This is a genomic window from Streptomyces sp. NPDC059832 (genome assembly GCF_042731715.1).
GTDB lineage: Bacteria > Actinomycetota > Actinomycetes > Streptomycetales > Streptomycetaceae > Streptomyces.
In genome coordinates, this window is sequence record NZ_JBHWIY010000013.1 from 71,624 (window position 1) to 93,676 (window position 22,053).

Consider the following 22,053-nt stretch of genomic DNA (forward strand, 5'->3'; position numbering starts at 1 on the left):
TTTGGGGGGTGTGTTTGCGTGGTGTGTTTGTGGTGGTGGGGGGGGGGGGGGGGGGGGGGGGGGGGGTGGGTGGGGGGGGGGGGGGGTGGGTGTGTGCGTAGACGGGGGGGGGGGAACAGGGGGGGGGGGGGGCTGGGGGAGGGCCAAACCCCCCCCCCCCGGGCCCCTTCGCCGCGTGTGGTCAGAGGGCGCCGAGTGCTTGGCTGATGGCGTCGGCGGCTTCGATGACCTCGCGGGTGAGGGCGAGACGCTGCCCTTCGGCTTCGGTGTGGTTGCCGAGGAGGGAGGTGGGGCCCCACAGGGAGATGGCGGCGACGACGTCACCAGAGGCGTCGCGGACGGGCGCGGCGAGGGAAGCACGGCCCAGGGCGCGTTCTTCGGCTTCGATGGCGTAGCCGGTGCGGCGGACGGTGTCGATCTCGGTGTCGAGGAGGTCGTGGCTGGTGGTCGTGTAGTCGGTGTGCGCCGCGAGCGGTTCGGGAAGCAGCTTGCGGCGCTCCTTGGGCGTGAGGCCGGTGAGGAGGCACTTGCCGATGCTGGTGGCGTGCAGCGGGGCGGTGTGTCCGGCCTGGGTGTAGGACTTGGGGGCGCGGGTTCCCTCGAAATTGCACAGGAACATCAGCTCGGTGTCGCGGCGGATGGCCACGTTGGCTCCGAGTCCGGTGCGCGTGGCGAGGTCCTGGAGGACCATGCGGGCGGCGCGGTGCACGGGGTGGCGATTGGTGGCGGTGGCGGCGAGCGGGAGGATGCCGAGGCTGAGGCGGTAGAGGTTGCTGACGGGGTCGCGTTCGACCATGTCGAGGCGCTCGAGGGTGGACAGGAGGCGGGAGGTGGTGGAGGAGCCCAGTCCGGTGAGTTCGGCGACGTCGGAGACGCGCAGCTCCGGACGGCCGGAGTCGAGTGCGCGCAGCACCGAGACCGCTCTTTCGACGCTCTGGTTCGTCCCGGCGTCGGTCGCCCGCGTGGCCATGACCCTCCTCATTTTGCAAACGGCTTGCACAATCTGCATCAGCATATCGCGTCGATCCGAGGGTTGTTCTTGGAATCCGTCGGCTCGTGGCCGGAACGTATACGGGTCACTCACCGTGCCGCACGGGGCGCCCGTGGGCGGACATCATCCGCGTGAAGAAAAGCGCACGGCAGGACGGAGGCCTTCGTCGATGTCGCCGGCGCGCACCGCTGCTGCGTCGCCTTCGTGCAGGAAACCGGCCCTGCGAGTGGCAATGCCATCGTAAGCAGGATGAACCTCGAAAGCCTCGGAAGCGTGTTCGAACGAAGCCTGTCTGTGCCTTCCTGAAATCGTCCGCATGCGACCGAAGACCTGTCGACGGCGAAGGTGATCTTTCCTGGAGAACCGGTCCGGCCGACGCCGTGATCACGCCGACCGGCTGGGTCAGGAATCGACGGAGCCGTCGGCCGTCAGCCCGGAGTGCCGTGGCTGCCGAGACCCGGTCCGCAGGACGAGAGGCCCAAGCCGGTGCGTCGGCGCTCCTCAAGGAATTCGATGCGCCGGGCCTGTTCGTCGGTGATCACATCGCACACCCAGTCCCAGTGCAGCGCCACCCGGTCACCGGCGGACAGCCCGTCGAGCAGTGTCAGCCCACCGGCCGAGCAGCGTACGGTCTCCTCCCGCCACGCCCCGTCGGCCAGCCCCGCACCGTCCCAGCACAGCGGGCGTGACCGCACGGTCGCGAGGTCTCTGTCGGCGGCCAAGACCACTCCCGTACGGATGCGGCACTGGTCGAGCACGGACAGGGCGGTCGGACGGCCTGCCGACCGCAGCATCGGGGCCCATGGATACACCTCGAACACCTGGAAGCTGTGATGGGCCAGGGCGCGCCGCCCGGCTTCGCGCCAGGTGCCGCCGAGCTGCCCCCGGAACCGGTCGGTCATGCGCTCCACCAGAGCGGCGGGATCGGCCCGGTCCAGCAGTTCGTTGCCGATCCAGTACGCCTCGACCACCCGCGCGTCGAGCGGGTCCGCCAGCCCGGCCGTCTCCGCGAGGAACTGGAGATAGCACCAGGCCCCCTCGAACTGCCGGGCGCGCCGCTCGATGTCGGCGGTCGCGTCACGGCGCAGCAGGGCCGCCGCGTCGGCGGGGCCGCAGTAGCCCAGCTCGTTGGGCGGGTAGGCGTATCGCGCGAACAGCAGCGCGCCCTCGGCACTCACTCAGCAGATCCTCGGTAGTTGTTCGCCGATCGGCAGCCCGATCACCCGGCTTCCGCCCAGCCCCGTCCTCGCCACGACCATCCCGGCGTGATCCGGGACGCAGCTGCCGATCCGGCAGGCGGATCGGCCCAGGGGGTGGGCCCGCATGGCGGCGAGCACCCGGTCCGCGTCCTCGGCCGGGACGATCGCGATCAGTTTGCCTTCGTTGGCCACCTGGAGCGGGTCGAGCCCGAGCAGGCTGCACGCGTCGCGCACCGTGGGCGGCACGGGAAGCAGCCGCTCGACCAGTTCGATGCCCACGTCCGAGGCGCGGGCGATCTCGTTCAGCGAGGCCGAGACGCCGCCGCGCGTGGGGTCCCGGAGCACATGGAGGTCGGTACCGGTGGCGAGCATGGCGGCGACCAGTCCGTGCAGCGCGGCGGTGTCGCTCTCCACCGTCGTACCGAACTCGAGGCCCTCCCGGCAGCTCATCACGGCCACACCGTGCACGCCGATGTCGCCGCTGACGAGCACGGCGTCGCCGGGGAGCGCCCGGCGCGCGTGGATGTCGACGCCCGGAGGGATCAGGCCGATGCCCGAGGTGTTGAGGTAGACGCCGTCACCACTGCCGTGCTCAACGACCTTCGTGTCCCCGGTGACCAGGCGTACGCCGGCGTCCTCGGCGGCCCGGCCCACGGCCCGCGCGATCCGGCCGAGGTCGCTCAGTGCCGTGCCCTCCGCGAGGATGAAGGCGGTGGAGAGGAACAAGGGCGTCGCACCCGACATGGCCAGGTCGTTGACCGTGCCGTTCACCGCCAGGTCACCGATCGACCCGCCGGGGAAGAACATCGGCTTTACCACGAACGAGTCCGTGGAGAAGGCGAGGCGGGTGCCGGAGCCGACCGTCAGGACGGCCGAGTCACCGAGGTCGGCGGCGGCCGCGGCACCGTACGCGGGCAGGAACAGGTGCTCGATCAGCTCACCGGACATCGCCCCGCCGCCCCCGTGGCCCATGACGACGGACGGGATGTCCCGCAGCGGTACCGGGCAGGCCCACCCCTCGATGTCGAGGTCGGGCACATCGTTCACCACGGCGGTCACGTCCTGCATTGCGTCAGTCACTTCGCATCGACCAGTTCCAGGCGGCGGTGGGTGTAGTACGCGGCGCACGCGCCCTCGGACGACACCATGGTCGCGCCGAGCGGGTTCCTCGGCGTGCACTCCTTGCCGAACGCCTCGCACAGGTGCGGCTTGATCAGACCCTGGAGGACCTCGCCCGAGCGGCAGAGCGACGACTCGGAGGTGCAGATGTCCGTCACGTCGAACCGCTGCTCCGCGTCGAACGCCCGGTACTTCGCGGAGAGCCGCCAGCCGCTGCGGGGAATCGCCCCGATGCCGCGCCAGGTCCGGTCGGTCACCTCGAAGACATCGGCGAGCATCTCCATGGCGGGCACATTGCCCTCCTCGCGCACGGCCCTGGGGTAGGCGTTCTCCACCTCGTGCCGGCCCGCCTCCAGCTGGACGACGGTCCGGCGGACCCCTTCGAGGATGTCCAGCGGCTCGAAGCCGGTGACCACGATCGGCACCTTGTACTTCCGGGCCAGCGGCGGGTACTCGGCCGTCCCCATCACACTGCACACGTGGCCTGCGGCGAGGAACGCCTGCACCCGGCACGTCGAGGACTCCATGATCGCGGCGATCGCGGGCGGCACCAGCACATGGGACACCAGCAGGGAGAAGTTCCGTACCCCGAGCCGCTGGGCCTGGTACACCGTCATGGCGTTCGCGGGGGCGGTGGTCTCGAACCCGATCCCGAAGAAGACGACTTCGCGGTCAGGGTTCTCCCGGGCGATCTTCAGCGCGTCGAGGGGCGAGTACACCACACGTACGTCACCGCCGGCGCTCCTGACGGAGAACAGGTCCTGGCTGCTGCCGGGCACGCGCAGCATGTCGCCGAACGAGCAGAAGATGACGCCGGGGCGGGCGGCGATCGCCAGCGCCCGGTCGATGGCCTCCAGCGGGGTGACACAGACGGGACATCCCGGTCCGTGGATCATCTCCACACCGTCCGGCAGCAGTTGGTCGATGCCGTGCCGGATGATCGAGTGGGTCTGGCCGCCGCAGACCTCCATCAGCGCCCACTTCTGCGTGGTGGCCGCGTGGATCTGGTCGATCAGCTTCTTCGCGAGATCGGGGTCACTGAACTCGTCGAGGTACTTCACCGGACGGCTCCTTCGGGAGAGGCACCCTGCTGGGCTGCGCGTTCGAAGCCGTCCCCGAACTCCTCGGCCAGGATGCCGAGCCGCTCGAAGTCGGCAAGGGTGTCCAGGGCCGACCGTTCGTCGAGGCGCTGGATGGCGAATCCGACGTGCACGATGACGTATTCACCGACGGTCGCATCGGGGATGTACTGGAGGCAGACCTCCTTGTGCACCCCGCCGAAATCGACCTCGGCCATCACGGTGCCGTCGACTTCGGCGGTACTGAGGACACGCCCCGGAACAGCCAGACACATGGTCCCTCTCCTCTGTGGATCCCTCTTGAGGTACGGCGGTAAGGCGGTACGGCGGACGGTCGTGCGGCGACGTCAGCCCGATGCGGCGATCACGAGCTGGCCGAGGGCGATCCCGCCGTCGTTCGGGGGGAGCAGGCGCGGCCGCAGGACGGCGAAGCCCCGCTCGGTCAGGCCGCGTTGCGTCGCCTCGAGCAGCACGGCGTTCTGGAAGACACCGCCGCCGAGCGCCACGGTGTCGAGGCCGGTGCGCGTGCGGCAGAGGTCCGCGAGGCGGGCGGTCAGGGCGGCGACGGCGGCGTGGAAGCGCGCGGCGATCAGCCCGGCCGGAACGCCGTCCCGTACGTCGGACACCACGGCCCGAACGACCGGGCCCGGATCCGCGACGGCGGGTTCCTCCCCTTTCCCGGGCCGGATGCCGAAGCGGTAGCCGCCCTCCGGTGCCGCGGAGCCTGCTGCCGCGGTACGGGCCAGCCCTTCCAGTTCCATGGCCGCCTCCGCCTCGTACGCCACCACGTGCCGGACGTCGGCCAGGGACGCGACCGCGTCGAAGAGCCGGCCCATGCCCGACGTGGGCACGCAGCCGAATCCGGTGGCGAACTGATGGGCCAGCACGTCGCGTTCGGCGGGTGGGCAGGCACGGAACGGGGGCATGTCGTCGTCCCAGGGGATGCCGGCCGCGTGCAGATGCGCGAGGGCCATCCGGTACGGCCGCAGCACACTCGCGTCGCCCCCGGCCAGCGGTACGTAACCCAGGTGCGCGGCCCTGCTGAACGACGCGTAGCCGGCCACCAGGACCTCGCCGCCCCAGGCCGCTCCGTCGGCGCCGTGGCCGGTGCCGTCGAAGGCGATGCCGATCACGCGCTCGTCCGCGCCCAGGCCGTGCTCCGCCATCACGGACGCGATGTGCGCGTGGTGGTGCTGCACGGTGCGGACCGGCCGCCCGGCCGCATGGGCGCGAGCCCAGTCACCGGAGTGGTAGCCGGGATGGCGGTCGGCCACCAGCCGGGTGGGCGCCACCCCGGTGAGGTCCTCCAGATGCTTCTCGGTCCGGGTCAGAGCGTCGACCGTGGACAGGTCGTCCATGTCGCCGATGTGCTGGCTCAGCCAGGCGTAGCGGCCCTCGGCCAGCGCACAGGTGTTCTTCAGGTCGGCGCCCACGGCGAGCGTCGGGGGCACGTCGAAGGGCAGCGCCAGCGGCAGCGGGGCGTATCCGCGCGAGCGGCGCAGCGGCAGCTCGGCACCGGCGGCCCAGCGGCTGACCGAGTCGTCGCACGGCACATGGATGCGCCGGTCGTGCCGTAGCCAGGCATCGGCCAGCGGTGCCAGAACGGCCAGCGCGTCGCCGTCGTCCGTGACGATCGGCTCGCCCGACAGATTGGCCGACGTCATCACGAGCGCGTCCGGGCCCGGATCGTCGTCCCCGATACCGAAGAGCAGGACGTGCAACGGGGTGTACGGCAGCAGCAGCCCGAGGTGGGGGCTGCCGGGCGCCACCGCGTCGGACACCCCCGCCCCGGGCCGGGCGGCGTGACGGGGGAGGAGGACGATCGGCCGGCGCCCACCGCTCAGGAGCTCCTCCTCGTCCGCCGTGAGAGTCACCAGCTCACGCGCGACGTCCAGGTCCGGAACCATCACCGCGAACGGTTTGCCGCCGCGCCGCTTGCGTCGGCGCAGCTCCGCCACGGCCGCGTCGTCGCGGGCGTCGCACACCAGGTGGTACCCGCCGAGTCCCTTGACCGCGATGATCCCGCCCTCGGCGAGAAGCTTCCGCGCGGTCCGCAGCGCGTCCGCGTCGTGCGACGGGACCACGCCCTTCTTGCCGACGAGTTCGAGCCGCGGTCCGCAGTCGGGACAGGCGATCGGCTGGGCGTGGAAGCGCCGGTCGCGCGGGTCCTCGTACTCCGCCCGGCAGGCCCCGCACATCTCGAAGTCCGCCATCGTGGTGGCGGCGCGGTCGTACGGAAGGCCGGTGACGATCGTGAACCGGGGGCCGCAGTGCGTGCACGTGATGAACGGGTGGCGGTGGCGCCGGTTCGACGGATCGCCCAGCTCCTCCAGGCAGTCCCGGCAGGTGGCGATGTCGGGCGAGACCAGCGTCCTGGCCCGGTCGGACGCGCTGGACCGCTCGATGGTGAAGCCCGTACCGCCGCGCGTCGGCTGTTCGCTCGTCCGTACGTCCTCGACGACCGCGAGCGGAGGGGCGTCGGCGCTCAGACGGCGGGCGAACTCCTCCACGGCCCCGGCCGTTCCCTCGACCTCGGCGAGCACCCCGTCGCCGGTGTTCGTCACCGAGCCCGTGAGCAGCAGCTCCGAGGCGGTGACATAGACGAAGGGCCGGAAGCCCACGCCCTGCACGACGCCGCGCACCTCGAATCTGCGCCGGATCCGCTGCTCCCGGCCGCGGCCCATCATCTCCAGCCCCGACAGGGCCTCCCGGGCCTTGGCCCGGTCGATGAGCTCGACGGCGAAGCCCATATGGAGAAGCACCCAGTCGTCGCGACCGGGTGCCTCGTCGAGCATGCCGATGTTGACGCGGCGCCTGGCGCCCTCCACGTCCACCAGGGCCAGCTGGCCCGCATACCCGTCCACGATCTCCACGACGCGGCCAGGGATGCCTAGGCACATGATCAGGATCTCCGGGGTTCGGTGCTGCTCACGGACGCGGTCGGTACGGGCGGCACGAGCTGCCGGACCAGGGTGTGCACTGCCTGCATCGCCTCGGGCACCACGCTGTCGACGGCTTCGCTGAGCCCGATGCCCTCCTCGACCCCGGCGGGTGTGCAGCCGACGAGGTAGGTGAGCGGCAGCGTACCGCCCAGTTGACCCAGATTTGCCAGGACAGCAACCGGATTCATCCCATGTGCATCGAATTCACCCGAACCGAGGTCATCCGCGCCGATGCGAAGCACCGTCAGCTCCCCGGGGGCGCCGCCCCCCGGGTACGCGTCGACCAGAATCAGCGCGTCGTACCCGTCGAGCAGGTCGTACGCGAGATGCATGCCGCGGATGCCGTAGTCCACCACCCGGACCTGCGGGGGCATCCCGCCGTCGCGGGCCAGCCGGCGCACGACCTCCGGGCCGAAGCCGTCGTCGCCGAGAAACAGATTGCCGATGCCCGCGACCAGCACCCGGGCGGCCGTGTCAGGTTCCGTCGTCATCCTCGGCTCAGCCGCCCCCGGACCGGAGGTCGGGCGATTCCGGGTCCTGAGTCCTCTCCGGGTGTACGGAGGTGTCGGAGCGTTCGTCCGAGGTGCCCGAGGGGCGGTCTGCCGGGCCGCCCGACGGCCGGTCCGAGCCGGTGCCGCGGGACCCCTTCGGGCCCCGTTCCTCCTGCGGCTCCTCCTCGACGCCGCTGTTTTTCTCCGGTGTCTCAGCCATGGGGTGCTCCTCACTCACTTCACTCGGATCGGGATTCACATCGAACGGATGCGCAGGTAACGGCGGATGTCGGGGATCGACCTGATCCCGACCGCCACGGCGACGAGCGCCGCGGCCGTGGCCGCTGCGGCGGTGATGATGCCCAGGGTCTTCACGATCGGTTCTCCTCTCGGTGCTGCGCCGTCTCCTCGGCGCTCAGGGGTGTCAGCTCGTCGGGCGCGAAGTAGAAGTAGCGGCCGTACCAGTCGTGCAGGTCCGACGCGGGGTCGTCGACGAGGACCAGGGCGATGTGGGTACCACCGTCCACGTCGGAGAGAACCGCGGTCACCCGGGCCACCTGGCCGGCGAAGAACAGATCCTGCGCGTCCGCCCGCCGGGATGGGTGGACGCGGACCAGGCTGCCACTGGCGACCCGGACCCCGTCGATCACGACCGCGTCGCTCCCGGGCCGTACCGAGGCGTCGGCCGCCGGATCCCACCAGGGGGCGTCCCCGGTGTCGAAGGCGGCGGGCTCCACGTCCCGGACATCGGCCACCGGTCCCGCGGGAGCCGCGGGCTGCGGCGGGTGCGGGTCGCGCAGCAGGCCGTGCAACTGCTGGAGGTCGGCGGGCGACATGCCGTCGCACCGGTCGATGATCTCCCGGGCGCGGGGGTCGGTGGCCCTGGCCTCCGCCTTCTCCTCCTCCGTCATGGTCATCACGCGGAGGGTCAGGATCTCGTCGATCTCGGTCGAGTCGAACAGGGCGCCGGGGCTCTGCTCGGCGACCTCCGGGTAGTCGTACAGGATGATCGGCGCACCGAGCAGGGTGTCCGTCGTCCCCTTCGGGCCGGCCAGCACGGGCCAGCACCTGCGCTGCCGGCAACGGCCGGCGGCCGCTGCCGCCCCGGCGGGCGGTTCGAGCAGCGAGACGAACTCGGCGTCGTGCGCCCGCAGCAGCAGATGCGCGCCGATCAGCGAGGACCGGATCGCGGCGTCCTTGGTGGCCACCGGCTCCGGATGCTCGTTGCGCACCGCCACCGAGAGGTGCACGTACCCGTCGTCGACGACGGCCCGCGTGCGGACCCGGACCGCCAACGGCTGCCGCCGCCGCACGATCCGGCCCACCACCACGCCCCGCGCGTCGGTCACCGGCTCGGTGTCCTCGCCGCCCGGAACCTCGTGGACGGCGTCTGCCACCTCCCCCAACGGAAGGGCGGTCAGAACGACTTCACGCTCGACGGCCTCGTCCCAGGACATCACCGACACCCCGTCGACGGTGAGCTGCCCGACCGGTACGTCCACCCCGTCCTCGCCCGTGCTCCGCACCTCGCGGACCTGGAGCTGGAGGAAGCGCAGATGCACGGTGACGGCCGCCGGCCCGTCGCGCGGCGCCAGCAGGCACTGCATCTCCATCTCCGGCTCCTCGCCAAAACTCGCCGCCGTGGCGTGCGGCGGGCCGAGGACCCCGAACTGCCAGCGCGACCGGTTCTTGTGCGAGCTCGCCCGGTACGGATACAGGAGGTACCCCTCGTACAGGACGGCGTCGGCGATCGAACGCACCTGGTCAAGACTCACAGGACCACCTCGTCGTGCTCGGCCAGGAGGGCCTGGACCGTCTCGTCCCAGCTGATCAGCCCGCGCCGGGCCCGGAAGTCCGCGAAGCGCGCCAGCACCTCGTGGTCCAGCCGGATCCATCCGGTGCTCGGGTAGTGCGCCGCCACCATGCGCCGCCACACCTCGACCGGCATCGGGTGCCGGGCCTCGCAGTCCCACGGCACCTGCTCGACCCCGAAGCCCTTGCTGCCGCGGGTGAAGACCGTGCCGGAGAACAGCAGGGCGAGGGGCACCGAACCCTCGCCCAGGGCGTGCAGATAGCGGGAACCGATCACGTCGAAGTCGTATGTGCAGGGCAGGGCGAGATCGACCTCGGTCGCACCGCTGAACCCCTGCACGGTGGTGTCGCAGCTCATCCACTGGAACGGCTTCAGGGTGTCCGTCCAGCGGTCCCGGCCGCCGAACAGTGCCACCAGGCCGCTCTGTTCGGCCTTGTCGTAATGGCGCCGCTGCGGCTCGATGCGGACCTGGCAGTGCAGCGCGATGGCGTGGATCCGCCGACCCGTCCGCTCCTCGATCCGCAGCCGCGCGGTCAGCTGCGGAGCGGCCGCGTACGGCTCGGCGACGATGTCGAGCACGGAGAACGCGAAGTCGTTCACGGCGCCCCGATCCCCGCGGCGGGCCGGCTGCGGTCCGCCACCCGCGCGAAGAAGCCGTCCATCGCGGCACGGGCCTCGGTGCCACCGTCGAACCCGCGCCACAGTCGGCGCAGCTGCCCCACCAGCTCGTAACAGGCGTCGATCGGCACCAGATGGCACGACCCCTCGCTCTCCGCCGTGCGCCGGATCAGCAGCGCCTCCACGTCCGGACGCAGCACGGCGAGCTCCGGGCTCGACTCGACGACGGCCGCCCAGGCGTCCAGCGGCAGTTCCGACTCGGTGGCCCCGGCGGGCCCGGGATAGAACGCGACCATCCGGTCCTGGACGGAGTTGCGGAACAGGAAGGCGAGCCCCACGGGAATCTGCAACTCGTCCCAGGCGCGCCCGTCCACGGTCAGGCCGGCGAAGTGCAGATAGCGCTCGGGGACCGCCCGGTAGCGCAGCTCCGCGTTCTCGTCGGTGAACAGCAGATAGCAGGCCCGGCACCCGCACATCAGGGCGCGGCTGTCGAGGTTCACCACATGGGGGTGGCTCTCGCCGATCGGTTCCGCGCACATCTCGCAGCGCTCACCGACGGGTGGCCGCGGCCGGTTGCGGGTGAGCCGCAGCAGGGTGGAGGCCGGCGAGGCGGAACGGCCGACGGCGATCACCGCGCCACCGCCGCGGGGACCGACACCGAGACCGTGGCACCGTCCGACAACAGGGGCAGCGGGGCCAGGTGCGCACTGTCCCCGTCGAGGCAGACCCCGGCCCGCCGTACGTCGTAGTGCGCACGGCACCCGGCGCAGCGCAGGATCGCGTCCCCGGAGCGGCCGCCCAGCCGCCGCGCCAGCGTGGCACCCTCGAACGGCCGCTCGCAGCGCGCGCACCGGTCCTCGAAGGCGAAGAGGTCCGTGCCCACCCGGCAGGCCACCACCCGCATCGTGCCGACACCGACCTGGGCCACGGTGCCGGGCTCCAGCCCCGACAGCTGCGGTACGACCTCCCACGACGCGCCGTCGCCGGCCGTCCCGGACTCCGCGTGCAGCCGGGCGAACAGCGAGTCCACCGGTACCAGCGGCCCCGCTGCCCCGGCGTCCTCGTCGTCCGCGGTCTCGACCTCGATCGAGGTGATCTCCGGCGCCGCCGCCTCCACCGCACCCTGCACGGCCAGCTTGAGCGTGACCGAGGACGACGGGCAGCCGTCACAACTGCCCAGCAGCCGCAGGCGGACGGTGCCCTCGTCGGTGACGGCGAGCAGCTCCACATCACCGCCGTGCGACCCCAGATACGGTCGTACGCTCTCCAGCGCCCGCTCGACCCGGGTCTCCACGCCGTAGGGATGCAGCCCGTGCACCAGCAGGACGCCGGCCACCAGCTCGTCGTCGGCCAGGGCGGCCAGGACGCCGTCGTCCAGCCGCCCCTGTTGGTGCACGAGGTCGAGCAGCCGTTCCAGCCCGGCACCGTAGAAGTCGGCGACGAGCCGGACCAGTTCCTCGCTGCGCTCGCGGGCGATCACGCCGCCCGAGCCGCTGGCGGCGATCAGGGTGTCGATGCGTTCACCGGTCGTCCGCCAGTCGGGCGCGGCCGGGGACTCCTCCCGCGCCATCATTCACTGCCCGCGGACTGGGTGGGGGAGTGCAGGAGTTCCAGCTTCTTGCCCTCGCCGAGATACATGTGCACACCGCAGGGCAGACAGGGGTCGAAGCTGCGCACCGTGCGCATGATGTCGATGCCCTTGAAGTTCTCCCGGTCGTTCTCCTCGAAGATCGGCTGTCCCTGCACGGCGTCCTCGTAGGGACCCGGCGTGCCGTACGTGTCGCGGGGGCTCGCGTTCCACGGAGTCGGCGGGTACGGGTGGTAGTTGGCGATCTTGCCGTCCCGGATCACCATGTGGTGCGAGAGGACGCCCCGTACCGCCTCGGTGAACCCGCAGCCCACGCCCTCCTCGGGCACCTCGAACTTCTCCCAGGTCTTGGTGTTCCCGGAGCGGATCTCGACGAGCGCCTTCTCCGCGAAGTGCAGTGCACAGGCGGCCGCGTAGGCCTGGAAGTAGCTGCGTGCCCGGTTGCGCTCGATGGTGTTGCTCCACTTCGGGACGTGCCACTCCAGCTCCACCGGCCCCTTGAGGGCGGTCTTGGGGAGGTTGATCTTGACGCTGTGGCCGGTGGCCTGGATGTAGCCGATGTCGACCAGACCGGCCAGCGCGGTGGTCCACAGCCGCGCGAGCGGCCCGCCGCCCGTGTCGAGCGCCAGGTAGTCCTTGCCGTCGAACCACCGCGGTGACATGACCCAGCTGTACTTGTCGTCCAGGTCCCGCTTCTGCGGCTGCGGGTTGGTGTGCTGGTTCCACGGGTGGCGCCGGTCGACCGGATTGCCGAGCGGGTCGTGGGAGACGAAGGTCTCCTGCTCGTCCCAGTCGTTGTAGTACGACGAGCCGAGCAGGATCCGGATGCCGAGGTTGATCTTCACCAGGTCGGTGGTGACCAGCTTCCCGTCGACGACGACACCGGGGGTGACGTACATCTTCCGGCCCCAGTCGGTCATGTCCTTGTACTCGAAGTTGCAGTGCTCGGGGTCCTGGAAGGAGCCCCAGCAGCCCAGCAGGATGCGCCGGTTGCCGACCTGCTCGTACCCCGGCAGGGCCTCGTAGAAGAAGTCGAAGAGATCGTCGTGCATCGGCACGACCTTCTTCATGAACTCGACGTACCGCTGGAGGCGGGTGATGTAGTCCGTCATCAGCTGGATGGTCGCCACGGTGCCGACCCCGCCGGGATAGAGCGTGGAGGGGTGGACGTGCCGGCCCTCCATCAGGCAGAACATCTCCCGGGTCATCCGGCTGACCTGGAGCGCCTCGCGGTAGAACTCGCCGGTGAACGGGTTCAGCGACCGCATGATGTCGCCGATCGTCCTGTATCCGTGCGCGTCGGCGTGCGGGGAGGGGGTGCGGTTGGCCTGTTCCAGCACCCCGGGGTTGGTCTCCGCGACCATCTTCTCGCAGTAGTCGACCCCGACCAGGTTCTCCTGGAAGATGTTGTGGTCGAACATGTACTCCGCGGCCTCGCCGAGATTCACGATCCATTCGCCGAGGTGCGGCGGCTTCACCCCGTACGCCATGTTCTGCGTGTAGCAGGAACATGTGGCGTGGTTGTCACCGCAGATTCCGCAGATGCGACTCGTGATGAAGTGCGCGTCGCGCGGGTCCTTTCCCTTCATGAAGACTGAATAGCCCCGGAAGATGGAGCTGGTGCTGTGGCACTCGGCGACCACCTTCTGCTTGAAGTCGATCTTCGTGTAGATGCCCAGGCTGCCGACGATCCGGGTAATGGGATCCCACGCCATTTCGACCAGGTCGTTCTTGCCCTGGCCGCCTCCGGCACCTTTGTGCTGCGTCGCGGTCATTGGCCGTCTCTTCTTTCTGTCCGTTGCTGTGATGTGCGAGGTCACTCACCAGGTGCGTGTGGCGCCGGTCGTGAGTTTCCCGCCGGGCTTACGCCATTTCGGTTCGCGGTCCAGGGCGTGGGTGGTGAGGTGGCGCAGCCGCCGTATCGTCGACCCGTACGGCCCGACCGCGTTGGTCGAGAGCTTTCCGCCGGGGGGCTCGTCCATGAACGGCATGAACTTGTCCGGGAACCCGGGCATGGTGCAGCCGATGCAGATGCCACCGACGTTGGGGCAGCCGCCGATGCCGTTCATCCAGCCGCGCTTGGGCACGTTGCACTTGACCGCGGGGCCCCAGCAGCCCAGCTTGACGATGCACTTCGGCGAGCCGTACTCCGTCGCGAAGTCGGCCTGTTCGTAGTACCCGGCTCGGTCGCAGCCCTCGTGGACCGTCGCCCCGAACAGCCACGTCGGCCGCAGCGCGTCGTCGAGCGGGATCATCGGGGCCTGGTCGGTGGCCATGTAGAGCAGGTAGGTGAGCGTCTCCGAGAGGTTGTCCGGCTGGATCGGGCACCCGGGGACGCACACGATCGGGATGCCGGCCTTGGACTTCCAGTCCCAGCCCAGGTAGTCGGGGACCCCCATTGCGCCGGTCGGGTTGCCCGCCATGGCGTGGATGCCGCCGTACGTCGCGCAGGTGCCGGCCGCGACGACCGCGGTCGCCTTCGGAGCCAGCCGGTCGAGCCACTCGCTGGTCGTCATCGGCTGGCCGGTGGCGGGATCGTTGCCGAACCCGCACCAGTAACCCTCGTCGTGCAACCGCTCGTTCGGAATGGATCCCTCGACCACCAGGACGAACGGTTCCAGTTCTCCGCGATCGGCCTTGAAGAACCATTCGAGGAAATCATCGGCGCCGCCGTTCGGGCCGCATTCGAAATCGATGAGCGGCCAGTGGACAGCTACCTTCGGAAGTCCCGGCAGGGCGCCGAGCGCGATTTCCTCGATGCTCGGCTGCGTGGCGGCGGTCAGGGAGACGGAATCGCCGTCGCAGCTCAGTCCTGCGTTGATCCACAGCACGTGGATCAGTGTGTCCTCCGCCTTTACCGCTTCCTTTGTCGGCATGGCTGTGTCGCCTTTCGGAATGACGGCCCGACCGGCCATCGGCCCCCACGGGTGGGTACGCGCACATTGCTACCATCACGCCTCGATTCGCGGGCTCCGGCAACAGGGGAATTCGCCGCCCCGGCTCGTCACCGGGGGCCGAATGACGGCATGCGGTGGGCCGCTCGGGTGGTCCGGGCGGGGGACCGGTCCCGTCGGGGGGCGCCGCGGTCCTCCCGTGGCCCTACGGTCGGAGCCACCCGCGGAAGGACGAGGCACCGGTGCACGAGCTGGCCATCACACAGAGCGTCGTCGACTCGGTGTGCGAACGCGCCGGGGGGCGTCCGGTCCGTTCGGTCCGCGTCCGCGTCGGCGTGCTCACGGCCGTGGTGCCCGACTCGATGCGGTTCTGCTTCGGCCTGGTCACGGAGGGAACGGCCGCCGAGGGCGCGCAGTTGGAGATCGACCAGCCGCCCGGCGCCGGCCGCTGCCGTACCTGTGCCGACGTATTCACCCTGACCGACCTGATTCTGCTGTGTCCCTGCGGCAGCGCGGATGTGGAGATCACATCGGGACAGGAACTGCAGATCGTCTCCATGGAAGTGGGCTGAACCATGTGCGGTACCTGCGGCTGTGCCGAGGAGTCCGGCGGGACCAGGATCGTGATGCTGCGGGAGGATGATGCACCGGACCACGCACATCCACATCCGCATCCGCACCCTCGTCCGCACGGGCGTCGTCAGCCGGGCGGAGCCGGTGAGACGGTCACCATCGAGCAGAAGGTGCTCGCCAAGAACGACCTGCTCGCGGAGCGCAACCGGACGTGGATGACCGACCGCGGCGTCGTGGCCGTGAACGTGATGAGCTCGCCGGGCGCGGGCAAGACCACCCTTCTGGAACGCGCTGTCACCGATCTCGGCGGCCGTCGGCCGATGGCCGTCATCGAAGGCGATCAGGAGACGAGGCTCGACGCCGACCGGATCAGGCGTACGGGCTGCGCCGTGGTGCAGGTGAACACGGGGGCGGGGTGCCACCTCGACGCGGAGATGATGCGGGACGCCCTCACGGCGCTCTCCCCGGCCGAGGGATCGCTGCTGATGGTGGAGAACGTCGGAAACCTGGTGTGCCCCGCCCTGTTCGACCTGGGAGAGCGCAGCAAGGTCGTGATCATCTCGGTCACCGAGGGCACGGACAAGCCGCTGAAGTACCCGTACATGTTCGCCGCTGCCGATCTGATCCTGATCAACAAGTCCGATCTCCTGCCCCATGTCGACTTCGACGTCGAGCAGTGCGCGCAGCACGCGCGCTCGGTGAATCCGGACGTGCGCGTGCTGACGGTCTCCGCGACCACCGGCGAGGGCTTGGCCCACTGGTACGACTGGCTGGCGGAGCAGCGGTAGCCCCTCCGCCGCCGCACCACGGTCAGCCCCGGGGGAACGGGGGCTGCGGGACCGCGGTGCCGGGTGCCGGGCGTTCCTTGCGGACGAAGGCCCGGCGCAGCCCGTGGTACGGGTGGTGCGGGTCCGCGAAGATGCGGTGCATGCGGACGAGTTCGGCCTCCCGGTACGGGGCCAGGTCGACCCGGTCCCGCTCCTCCTTCTTCGCGTGGATCCGGGACTGCGTCGCGGGCAGGGCTGCCAGGCGGGTCGCCAGGGCGCCGGCCTCCGAGTCGAACGACTGGGGGGCGCACGGGAGCACCCTGTCGACCAGCCCGAGCCGATGGGCGGCGGTGGAGCTGACCGGCAGGGCGTCCCGCATGAGCCGGTCGGCCGCCGCCGCACCCACCCGCCGCGGCAGCGTGTACGTCCAGTACTCCGATCCGTACAGCCCCATCAGGCGGTAGTGCGGATTGAACACCGCGCCCGCCCTGCACCACACCTCGTCGGCGGCGAGGGCCAGCATCACCCCGCCCGCCGCGGCGTTCCCGGCCAGGGCGGCGACGACGAGCCGGTCCGTGGTGGTCAGCACCGCCTCCACCAGGTCGTCCATGGCATTGATGTTGGCCCAGGACTCGGCGCCGGGATCGGCCGCCGCCTCGATCACGTTGAGGTGGATGCCGTTGGAGAAGAAGTCCCGGCCGCCGCCGACGACCAGCACCGAGGTGGGCCGGGAGCAGGCGAACCGGTAGGCCCGCAGCAGGCGTTGGCACTGTGTCGTGCTCATCGCGCCGCCACGGAACGAGAAGGACAGGAAGCCGGTCCCGGCCTCCTCCCGGTAGCCGGTCTCGGACCAGGTGTCGTCGTCCCCGGTCCGGTGCAGCGGAGCCGGCCGCTCGGGTACGGCGGACAGCCGCCCGGCCAGCGCCGAGGTGGCGGGGAGCTTGAAGGTGGCCGGGCCGCCCGGCGCCCGCCGTGGCCGCAGCTCGGGGATCCACACCGCGCCGTCCGTGGTCGCCCGGCAGATCGCGCCGTCCCGGGTGGCCACCACATCCCCCGGACGCCCGCCCAGCCGGGATTCGGGGTACCCGCCGTGCTGGTACCACTCGCCGCCCAGCAACTCGTCGAGCACACCGGGCTGGGAGTCCGCCGCCCTGAGTCTGCGGACCACCGTCGCGGTGGAGTCCGACTGCCAGTCGATGCGACGCAGCGACTGGCGGAACGGGGGACGGCAGCCTTTGCCGGCGCCGGAGGCCTGCGGCGCCGGGGCGTACGTCCGCGACGCGAAGCGCCCGACCGCCAGAAGCACCGCCTCCACGGCGGCGTCCGAGATCTCGTTGCGGTACAGGTCGCTCTTGCCCACCGGGGGCAGCGGACAGGACACGGACGCCCAGACGTCGCCCGCGTCCATCTCCGCGTTCGCCTGGAGCACGGTTACGCCCCAGTGGTCCGCTCCCTCGTGGACGGCCCAGTCCAGGGAGGAGGGCCCGCGGTCGCCGACCGGCCCCGGATGGACGACGAGACAGGTGTGGACCGACCAGACGTCCTTCGGGATCGCGGTCTTCAGATACGGCGCCACAACAAGGTCCGGGCCCTCCCGGCCGACGGCCTCCCGGACCGGGCCCTCCTCGTGCGCGAGTTGCACGGCGACGGAGTGCCCATGGTCCCTCAGCTCCGCCTGGACACGTTGGGTGAGGCTGTTGAAGGCGCTTGCGACAAGCAGGATGTGCACGGCGATCTCCCGGTGGCTGCGATCAGTCCTGACCGAGCGTGGGCGTGGACTCCTGCTCGGCGGAACCCACTCGGCGGGAACATGCCGGGAATTCACTCGAAGCGGCTCCTCCGCGAGCACGCCTGCCGGCTCATGCGTGAGCCGGAGACGCGGAGGGCGCGACTCCGCGACGCGCTGCACTCGCGGCTCAGCCACCCCGCCGTGAACGGTGTGCGGGCCGGCGCCGCGGTCCGGTTCGTGGGCTGCCAGGCCCTGTCTAGCTGCCAGGCCCTGTCCAGGGGAGCGGAGCCGGGTCGACCCGGCGCCACGTCGCCACGGGGCCGGGGTCCCGGGCGTCCTCGGGGGTGACCCAGAACGCCCTCCCCAGTTCGGAGTTGTACTGGGCGCCCGTCCGTCCGTCCCCGGAGGAGCGGCCGGTCAGCCGGCGGCCGATCCACGGCATCAGGTGCTCGCGGGCGAAGCGGACGTCATCGACGCGTCGTCGGGCCCACCCGGGCGGTACGGCGGCGGGCAGTGCCGTCCGCCAGTCGTTCTCCGGAGGCAGCCCCAGCGTCTGCCAGACCGCCTCGGCCACCCTGCTGTGTCCGTCGGCCGTCAGATGCAGCCGGTCGACGTCCCACAACCGGGGATCGCCCAGCGCCGGTGCTCCGTACAGATCGACGACCAGCGCTCCGTGCCGGGCCGCCAAGTCGTCGACCAGGGAGAACAGTTCCTCCATCCGCGGACGGAAACGTTCCATCACCGGGCCGTTGCGCCCCGGGCTACGCATGAGCACGAGCTGCTTGCACGAGGGCGCGAGACGTTCCACCGCCTCTTCGAGCCGTCCGCGGACCATGCCCATGTCGCACTTGGGCCGCAGCGTGTCGTTGAGCCCGCCGACGAGTGTGACGACATCCGCCCGCAGGGCGGCGGCCACCTCGACCTGTTCGTCGACGATCTGGCCGATCAGCTTGCCCCGCACGGCGAGATTCGCGTAGCGGATTCCCGGCGTACGGAGGGCGAGCCGGCCGGCGAGGACGTCGGCCCAGCCGCGGTACGAACCGTCGGGCAGCAGGTCCGACATGCCCTCGGTGAACGAGTCGCCGACCGCGACAAGACTGCTGTAGGAGGCATTTATTTCCATGGCGATGCGCATCGTATCGCGGTGGGTCCGGCGCCTTCCGGAGTCCGCGGTCGCTCGGCTCCGACCGGGCCGCCGGCCCCACGGGGCGGGCCGCGGCTCCCGCCGGTGCGCGCAGGGGACGCGGCCGGAAGCCGCACCGTGTCCCCTGCACCGGTCAGCGTGCCTTGGGGCGCCCGACCAGTTCGCGGAGCACGTCCTCCATGGTGACCATTCCGGCCAGCCGGTCGTCCTCGTCGAGAACCGCCGCCAGATGCGTACGGCTGCGCCGCAGCGCGGTCAGGACGTCGTCCAGCGGGGTGTCGGCCCGGACCCGGGCGATGGGGCGCATCGCGGTCACCGGGAAGGGCACATCGCGCGGTGTGGCATCGAGGGCGTCCTTCACATGGAGGTAGCCCAGGATCCGCTCCTCGCTGTCCATCACGGGAAAGCGCGAGAACCCGGTCTCGTACGAGAGCTGTTCCAGTTGCTCCGGTGTGGTCCCGATCCGGGCGTACGTGACCTGGTCGACCGGCATCACCACGTCCCGCACCGGGCGACGGCCCAGTTCGAGGGCGTGGTGCAGGCGCGCGGCCGAGCGGTCGTCCACCAGCCCGGCGTCACCTGCGTCCGTCACCAGCCGGGCCAGTTCGTCGTCGGAGAACGTGGCGGACACCTCGTCCTTCGGCTCGACCCGCAGGATCTTGAGTATCCCGTTGGCGAGGGCGTTGATCGCGAAGATCACCGGGCGCAGCGCCCTGGCCAGGGCCACCAGCGGGGGTCCGAGCACCAGCGCGGCGCGGACGGGCTCGGCCAGGGCGATGTTCTTCGGCACCATTTCGCCGAGGAGCATGTGCAGATACGTCGCCACGGACAGTGCGATCACGAACGAGATCGGATGGATCAGCCCGTGCGGCATGCCCACCGCATCGAAGACGGGCTCCAGCAGATGCGCGAAGGCCGGCTCGGCGACGATGCCGAGCACCAGCGTGCAGAGGGTGATGCCGAGCTGCGCCGCCGCGAGCAGGGCCGATACGTGTTCGAGGCCCCAGACGACGCTTCGCGCCCGCCTGTCCCCGGCCTCGGCCGCGGGCTCGATCTGGCTGCGGCGTACGGAGATCAGCGCGAACTCCGCCCCGACGAAGAAGGCGTTGACGACCAGGGTCATCAGACCGATCAGGAGCTGGACGGCGATCACCGGGCGGCCTCCGTCTGCTCGTCGTCACCGGGCAGCGGAGCGTGCAGCAGGGCCCGCGCGGCGCGGCGCCCCGATGCGTCGACCACGTCGATCCGCCAGCCCGCCAGCTCGACCGAGTCGCCCACGGAGGGGATGCGGCCGACCTCGGTGGCGACGAGCCCGGCAAGTGTTTCGTACGGTCCGTCCGGCACCCGCAGTCCGATCGTCTTCAGCTGGTCGATGCGCGCGGCGCCGTCGGCCGACCACAGGGTCCGTCCGTCGGCGTCCTCGCCGGCCGGCGCGAGGTCCGAGGTCTCGTGCGGGTCGTGTTCGTCACGCACCTCACCGACCACTTCCTCGACGATGTCCTCCAGCGTCACGACTCCGGCCGTGCCGCCGTACTCGTCGATGACGACGGCCATGGCGAGCTTGCCGGACAACCGGTCCAGGAGCCGGTCCACCGTGAGGGTCTCCGGCACGAGCAGCGGTTCGCGCAGCATCTCCGAGACGCGCGTCCGGGACCGCAGCTCGGCGGGGATGGCCAGCACGTCCTTGATGTGGGCCACACCGACGACGGTGTCCAGGCTGCCGAGATAGACGGGGAAACGGGACAGGCCCGTCGCCCGGGTGGCGTTCGCGACGTCCTCGACCGTCGCCTGCGCCTCCAGTGCGGTGACCTGGACCCGGGGGGTCATCACGTTCTCCGCCGTCAGCTCCGCCAGGTTCAGCGTGCGGACGAACAGCTCTGCCGTGTCCGCCTCCAGCGCACCTTCCTTCGCGCTGTGCCGGGCCAGCGCCGCCAGCTCCTGCGGGCTGCGCGCGGAGGCCAGCTCCTCGGCCGGTTCCAGGCCGAGGCGGCGCACGATCCGGTTGGCGGTGTTGTTCAGGTGGCTGATGAAGGGCCGGAAGACGGCGGTGAAGGCCCGCTGTGGCGTGGCGACGGCCTTCGCCACGGCGAGCGGGGAGGAGATCGCCCAGTTCTTCGGGACGAGTTCGCCGACGATCATCAGGAACGCGGTGGACAGCGCGGTGCCCAGGACGAGGGCCACCGAGGACGCCACGCCCGGGGACAGGCCCACCGCCTCCACCGGACCGCGGATCAGCTTCGCGATGGACGGTTCGGAGAGCATGCCGACCACCAGGTTGGTGACGGTGATGCCGAGCTGAGCGCCGGAGAGCTGGAAGGTGAGGCTGCGTACGGCCTTCATGGCGCTCGCCGCGCCCCGCTCACCCCGCTCGACGGCCCGTTCGAGCTGGCCGCGCTCGACCGTCGTCAGAGAGAACTCGGCCGCGACGAAGGCGCCGCAGGCCAGGGAGAGCAGTACTGCCACGAGCAGCAGGAGCACTTCGGTCATCGGTTCACCTCCGTCCCATGATCGGGCAGGGGCAGGAGGATCGCTCGGTGCCGGCGATACCGGCTACTGGGAGGCTCGCCCATGGGCGGACGCTCACACCTTTCGGAAGGATCGGACAGAGGAACATCCATAGTAAAGGATCGGCAAAGTCGATCGACCTCCCGCTGATCTTCTCAGTCCGTGAGCGGTTTCACCCAGCGCCGCCAGTGGTCCTCGCGGTGGTAGCCACCCGCGGCCCATGTGTGGTGCGCCCGCTCGTTGGCCTCCAGGACCATGGCGTCGACCCGCCGCCCGCCGAGGCCGAGGAATCGCTGTTCCGCCGCCTCCGTCAAGGCGGTGGCGATGCCTTCCCGCCGGTGGTCGGGGTGCACGGCCAGTCGGTAGGCGGAACACCGCCAGCCGTCGAAACCGGCTATGACGGTTCCCACGAGACGACTGCCGCGCTCCGCCAGAAGCAGGGCTTCGGGGTCTCTCGCAATGAGCCGGGACACCCCGTCGTGGTTGTCGCTGATGCTCGTTCCTTCTGCGGCTTCGAGCCAGAAGCTCAACACGGCGTCGACGTCGCCGGGACCGGCGCAGCGGATGTGGAGATCACTCATGGGGCGAGCCAAGCAGAGCG

General features: G+C 70.8%; 22 protein-coding genes. 2 read left to right on the plus strand and 20 right to left on the minus strand.

Translation table 11 applies throughout. The annotated features are described in order from the left end of the window. Positions 1 to 181: 181 nt before the first annotated feature. The 15 genes from ACFV8T_RS23540 to ACFV8T_RS23610 form a co-directional block, all read right to left on the minus strand. Positions 182 to 970: an IclR family transcriptional regulator gene (locus tag ACFV8T_RS23540; protein WP_385330646.1), complete on the minus strand. Its 789-nt coding sequence runs from the start codon at positions 968 to 970 to the stop codon at positions 182 to 184. 449 nt (positions 971 to 1,419) lie between these two features. Continuing rightward, positions 1,420 to 2,169 carry a DUF6390 family protein gene (locus ACFV8T_RS23545; protein WP_385330649.1) on the minus strand — a complete coding sequence of 250 codons (750 nt, stop codon included), beginning with the start codon at positions 2,167 to 2,169 and terminating at the stop codon, positions 1,420 to 1,422. Further along, positions 2,170 to 3,258, minus strand: coding sequence for a hydrogenase expression/formation protein HypE (gene hypE, locus ACFV8T_RS23550; protein WP_385330999.1), 1,089 nt, complete (start codon positions 3,256 to 3,258; stop codon positions 2,170 to 2,172). Positions 3,259 to 3,266: 8 nt separating this feature from the next. Next, the gene (gene hypD, locus ACFV8T_RS23555) at positions 3,267 to 4,370 is read right to left on the minus strand and encodes a hydrogenase formation protein HypD (protein WP_385330652.1); all 1,104 of its coding nucleotides are present in this window, start codon (positions 4,368 to 4,370) and stop codon (positions 3,267 to 3,269) included. Then, on the minus strand, positions 4,367 to 4,663 hold the full coding sequence (locus tag ACFV8T_RS23560) for a HypC/HybG/HupF family hydrogenase formation chaperone (RefSeq protein ID WP_385330655.1): 297 nt from the start codon (positions 4,661 to 4,663) through the stop codon (positions 4,367 to 4,369). Before ACFV8T_RS23560 ends, hypD begins: the two co-directional genes overlap by 4 nt. A gap of 72 nt (positions 4,664 to 4,735) precedes the next feature. After that, complete coding sequence (gene hypF, locus ACFV8T_RS23565; protein WP_385330657.1) at positions 4,736 to 7,288, minus strand: carbamoyltransferase HypF; 2,553 nt, start codon at positions 7,286 to 7,288, stop codon at positions 4,736 to 4,738. 2 nt (positions 7,289 to 7,290) lie between these two features. Then, positions 7,291 to 7,821: a hydrogenase maturation protease gene (locus ACFV8T_RS23570; RefSeq protein ID WP_385330660.1), complete on the minus strand. Its 531-nt coding sequence runs from the start codon at positions 7,819 to 7,821 to the stop codon at positions 7,291 to 7,293. Positions 7,822 to 7,828: 7 nt separating this feature from the next. Continuing rightward, positions 7,829 to 8,041, minus strand: a complete 213-nt coding sequence (locus ACFV8T_RS23575; protein WP_385330663.1) for a hypothetical protein — start codon at positions 8,039 to 8,041, stop codon at positions 7,829 to 7,831. Between the two features lie 35 nt (positions 8,042 to 8,076). Beyond that, entirely contained in the window at positions 8,077 to 8,196 is a 120-nt protein-coding gene (locus tag ACFV8T_RS23580; protein WP_385330665.1) for a DUF6893 family small protein, read from the minus strand. Continuing rightward, on the minus strand, positions 8,193 to 9,596 hold the full coding sequence (locus ACFV8T_RS23585; RefSeq protein ID WP_385330668.1) for a hypothetical protein: 1,404 nt from the start codon (positions 9,594 to 9,596) through the stop codon (positions 8,193 to 8,195). The genes ACFV8T_RS23580 and ACFV8T_RS23585 overlap by 4 nt, the downstream gene beginning before the upstream one ends. Beyond that, a complete protein-coding gene (locus tag ACFV8T_RS23590) occupies positions 9,593 to 10,234 on the minus strand; it encodes a DUF6084 family protein (RefSeq protein ID WP_385330671.1) in 642 nt (213 codons plus the stop codon). Before ACFV8T_RS23590 ends, ACFV8T_RS23585 begins: the two co-directional genes overlap by 4 nt. Continuing rightward, positions 10,231 to 10,884 (minus strand): DUF5947 family protein, encoded by a 654-nt coding sequence (locus ACFV8T_RS23595; protein ID WP_385330674.1) that lies wholly within the window; start codon positions 10,882 to 10,884, stop codon positions 10,231 to 10,233. Before ACFV8T_RS23595 ends, ACFV8T_RS23590 begins: the two co-directional genes overlap by 4 nt. Continuing rightward, the gene (locus ACFV8T_RS23600; protein WP_385330677.1) at positions 10,881 to 11,825 is read right to left on the minus strand and encodes a NifU family protein; all 945 of its coding nucleotides are present in this window, start codon (positions 11,823 to 11,825) and stop codon (positions 10,881 to 10,883) included. The genes ACFV8T_RS23595 and ACFV8T_RS23600 overlap by 4 nt, the downstream gene beginning before the upstream one ends. Then, complete coding sequence (locus tag ACFV8T_RS23605) at positions 11,822 to 13,615, minus strand: nickel-dependent hydrogenase large subunit (RefSeq protein WP_385330680.1); 1,794 nt, start codon at positions 13,613 to 13,615, stop codon at positions 11,822 to 11,824. The genes ACFV8T_RS23600 and ACFV8T_RS23605 overlap by 4 nt, the downstream gene beginning before the upstream one ends. A 45-nt stretch (positions 13,616 to 13,660) precedes the next feature. Further along, entirely contained in the window at positions 13,661 to 14,716 is a 1,056-nt protein-coding gene (locus ACFV8T_RS23610) for a hydrogenase expression protein HypE (RefSeq protein WP_385330683.1), read from the minus strand. A gap of 260 nt (positions 14,717 to 14,976) precedes the next feature. Between ACFV8T_RS23610 and ACFV8T_RS23615 the strand changes: the two genes are divergently transcribed. Both ACFV8T_RS23615 and hypB read left to right on the plus strand, forming a co-directional pair. Continuing rightward, positions 14,977 to 15,306, plus strand: coding sequence for a hydrogenase maturation nickel metallochaperone HypA (locus ACFV8T_RS23615; protein ID WP_385330686.1), 330 nt, complete (start codon positions 14,977 to 14,979; stop codon positions 15,304 to 15,306). Positions 15,307 to 15,309: 3 nt separating this feature from the next. Continuing rightward, positions 15,310 to 16,095 (plus strand): hydrogenase nickel incorporation protein HypB, encoded by a 786-nt coding sequence (gene hypB / locus ACFV8T_RS23620; RefSeq protein WP_385330689.1) that lies wholly within the window; start codon positions 15,310 to 15,312, stop codon positions 16,093 to 16,095. Between the two features lie 22 nt (positions 16,096 to 16,117). On the opposite strand, the gene ACFV8T_RS23625 is transcribed toward hypB, so the two are convergent. The 5 genes from ACFV8T_RS23625 to ACFV8T_RS23645 all read right to left on the minus strand — a co-directional run bounded on the left by ACFV8T_RS23625 (position 16,118) and on the right by ACFV8T_RS23645 (position 22,033). Next, entirely contained in the window at positions 16,118 to 17,803 is a 1,686-nt protein-coding gene (locus tag ACFV8T_RS23625; protein WP_385330692.1) for an enoyl-CoA hydratase-related protein, read from the minus strand. 256 nt (positions 17,804 to 18,059) lie between these two features. Further along, on the minus strand, positions 18,060 to 18,926 hold the full coding sequence (locus ACFV8T_RS23630; RefSeq protein WP_385331002.1) for an SGNH/GDSL hydrolase family protein: 867 nt from the start codon (positions 18,924 to 18,926) through the stop codon (positions 18,060 to 18,062). A gap of 154 nt (positions 18,927 to 19,080) precedes the next feature. Beyond that, positions 19,081 to 20,100: a hemolysin family protein gene (locus ACFV8T_RS23635; RefSeq protein WP_385330695.1), complete on the minus strand. Its 1,020-nt coding sequence runs from the start codon at positions 20,098 to 20,100 to the stop codon at positions 19,081 to 19,083. Next, the gene (locus tag ACFV8T_RS23640; protein ID WP_385330698.1) at positions 20,097 to 21,434 is read right to left on the minus strand and encodes a hemolysin family protein; all 1,338 of its coding nucleotides are present in this window, start codon (positions 21,432 to 21,434) and stop codon (positions 20,097 to 20,099) included. The genes ACFV8T_RS23635 and ACFV8T_RS23640 overlap by 4 nt, the downstream gene beginning before the upstream one ends. A 173-nt stretch (positions 21,435 to 21,607) precedes the next feature. Next, the gene (locus tag ACFV8T_RS23645; RefSeq protein ID WP_385330701.1) at positions 21,608 to 22,033 is read right to left on the minus strand and encodes a GNAT family N-acetyltransferase; all 426 of its coding nucleotides are present in this window, start codon (positions 22,031 to 22,033) and stop codon (positions 21,608 to 21,610) included. Positions 22,034 to 22,053: the final 20 nt, after the last annotated feature.

Bases quoted from the DNA above. Each gene is read 5' to 3' on its own strand.
- ACFV8T_RS23610 (WP_385330683.1), bottom strand. From the start codon at position 14,716: ATGCCGACAAAGGAAGCGGTAAAGGCGGAGGACACACTGATCCACGTG.
- ACFV8T_RS23630 (WP_385331002.1), bottom strand. From the start codon at position 18,926: ATGGAAATAAATGCCTCCTACAGCAGTCTTGTCGCGGTCGGCGACTCG.
- ACFV8T_RS23640 (WP_385330698.1), bottom strand. From the start codon at position 21,434: ATGACCGAAGTGCTCCTGCTGCTCGTGGCAGTACTGCTCTCCCTGGCC.
- ACFV8T_RS23570 (WP_385330660.1), bottom strand. From the start codon at position 7,821: ATGACGACGGAACCTGACACGGCCGCCCGGGTGCTGGTCGCGGGCATC.
- hypE (WP_385330999.1), bottom strand. From the start codon at position 3,258: ATGCAGGACGTGACCGCCGTGGTGAACGATGTGCCCGACCTCGACATC.
- hypF (WP_385330657.1), bottom strand. From the start codon at position 7,288: ATGTGCCTAGGCATCCCTGGCCGCGTCGTGGAGATCGTGGACGGGTAT.
- hypB (WP_385330689.1), top strand. From the start codon at position 15,310: ATGTGCGGTACCTGCGGCTGTGCCGAGGAGTCCGGCGGGACCAGGATC.
- ACFV8T_RS23560 (WP_385330655.1), bottom strand. From the start codon at position 4,663: ATGTGTCTGGCTGTTCCGGGGCGTGTCCTCAGTACCGCCGAAGTCGAC.
- ACFV8T_RS23600 (WP_385330677.1), bottom strand. From the start codon at position 11,825: ATGATGGCGCGGGAGGAGTCCCCGGCCGCGCCCGACTGGCGGACGACC.
- ACFV8T_RS23575 (WP_385330663.1), bottom strand. From the start codon at position 8,041: ATGGCTGAGACACCGGAGAAAAACAGCGGCGTCGAGGAGGAGCCGCAG.
- ACFV8T_RS23540 (WP_385330646.1), bottom strand. From the start codon at position 970: ATGGCCACGCGGGCGACCGACGCCGGGACGAACCAGAGCGTCGAAAGA.
- ACFV8T_RS23645 (WP_385330701.1), bottom strand. From the start codon at position 22,033: ATGAGTGATCTCCACATCCGCTGCGCCGGTCCCGGCGACGTCGACGCC.
- ACFV8T_RS23605 (WP_385330680.1), bottom strand. From the start codon at position 13,615: ATGACCGCGACGCAGCACAAAGGTGCCGGAGGCGGCCAGGGCAAGAAC.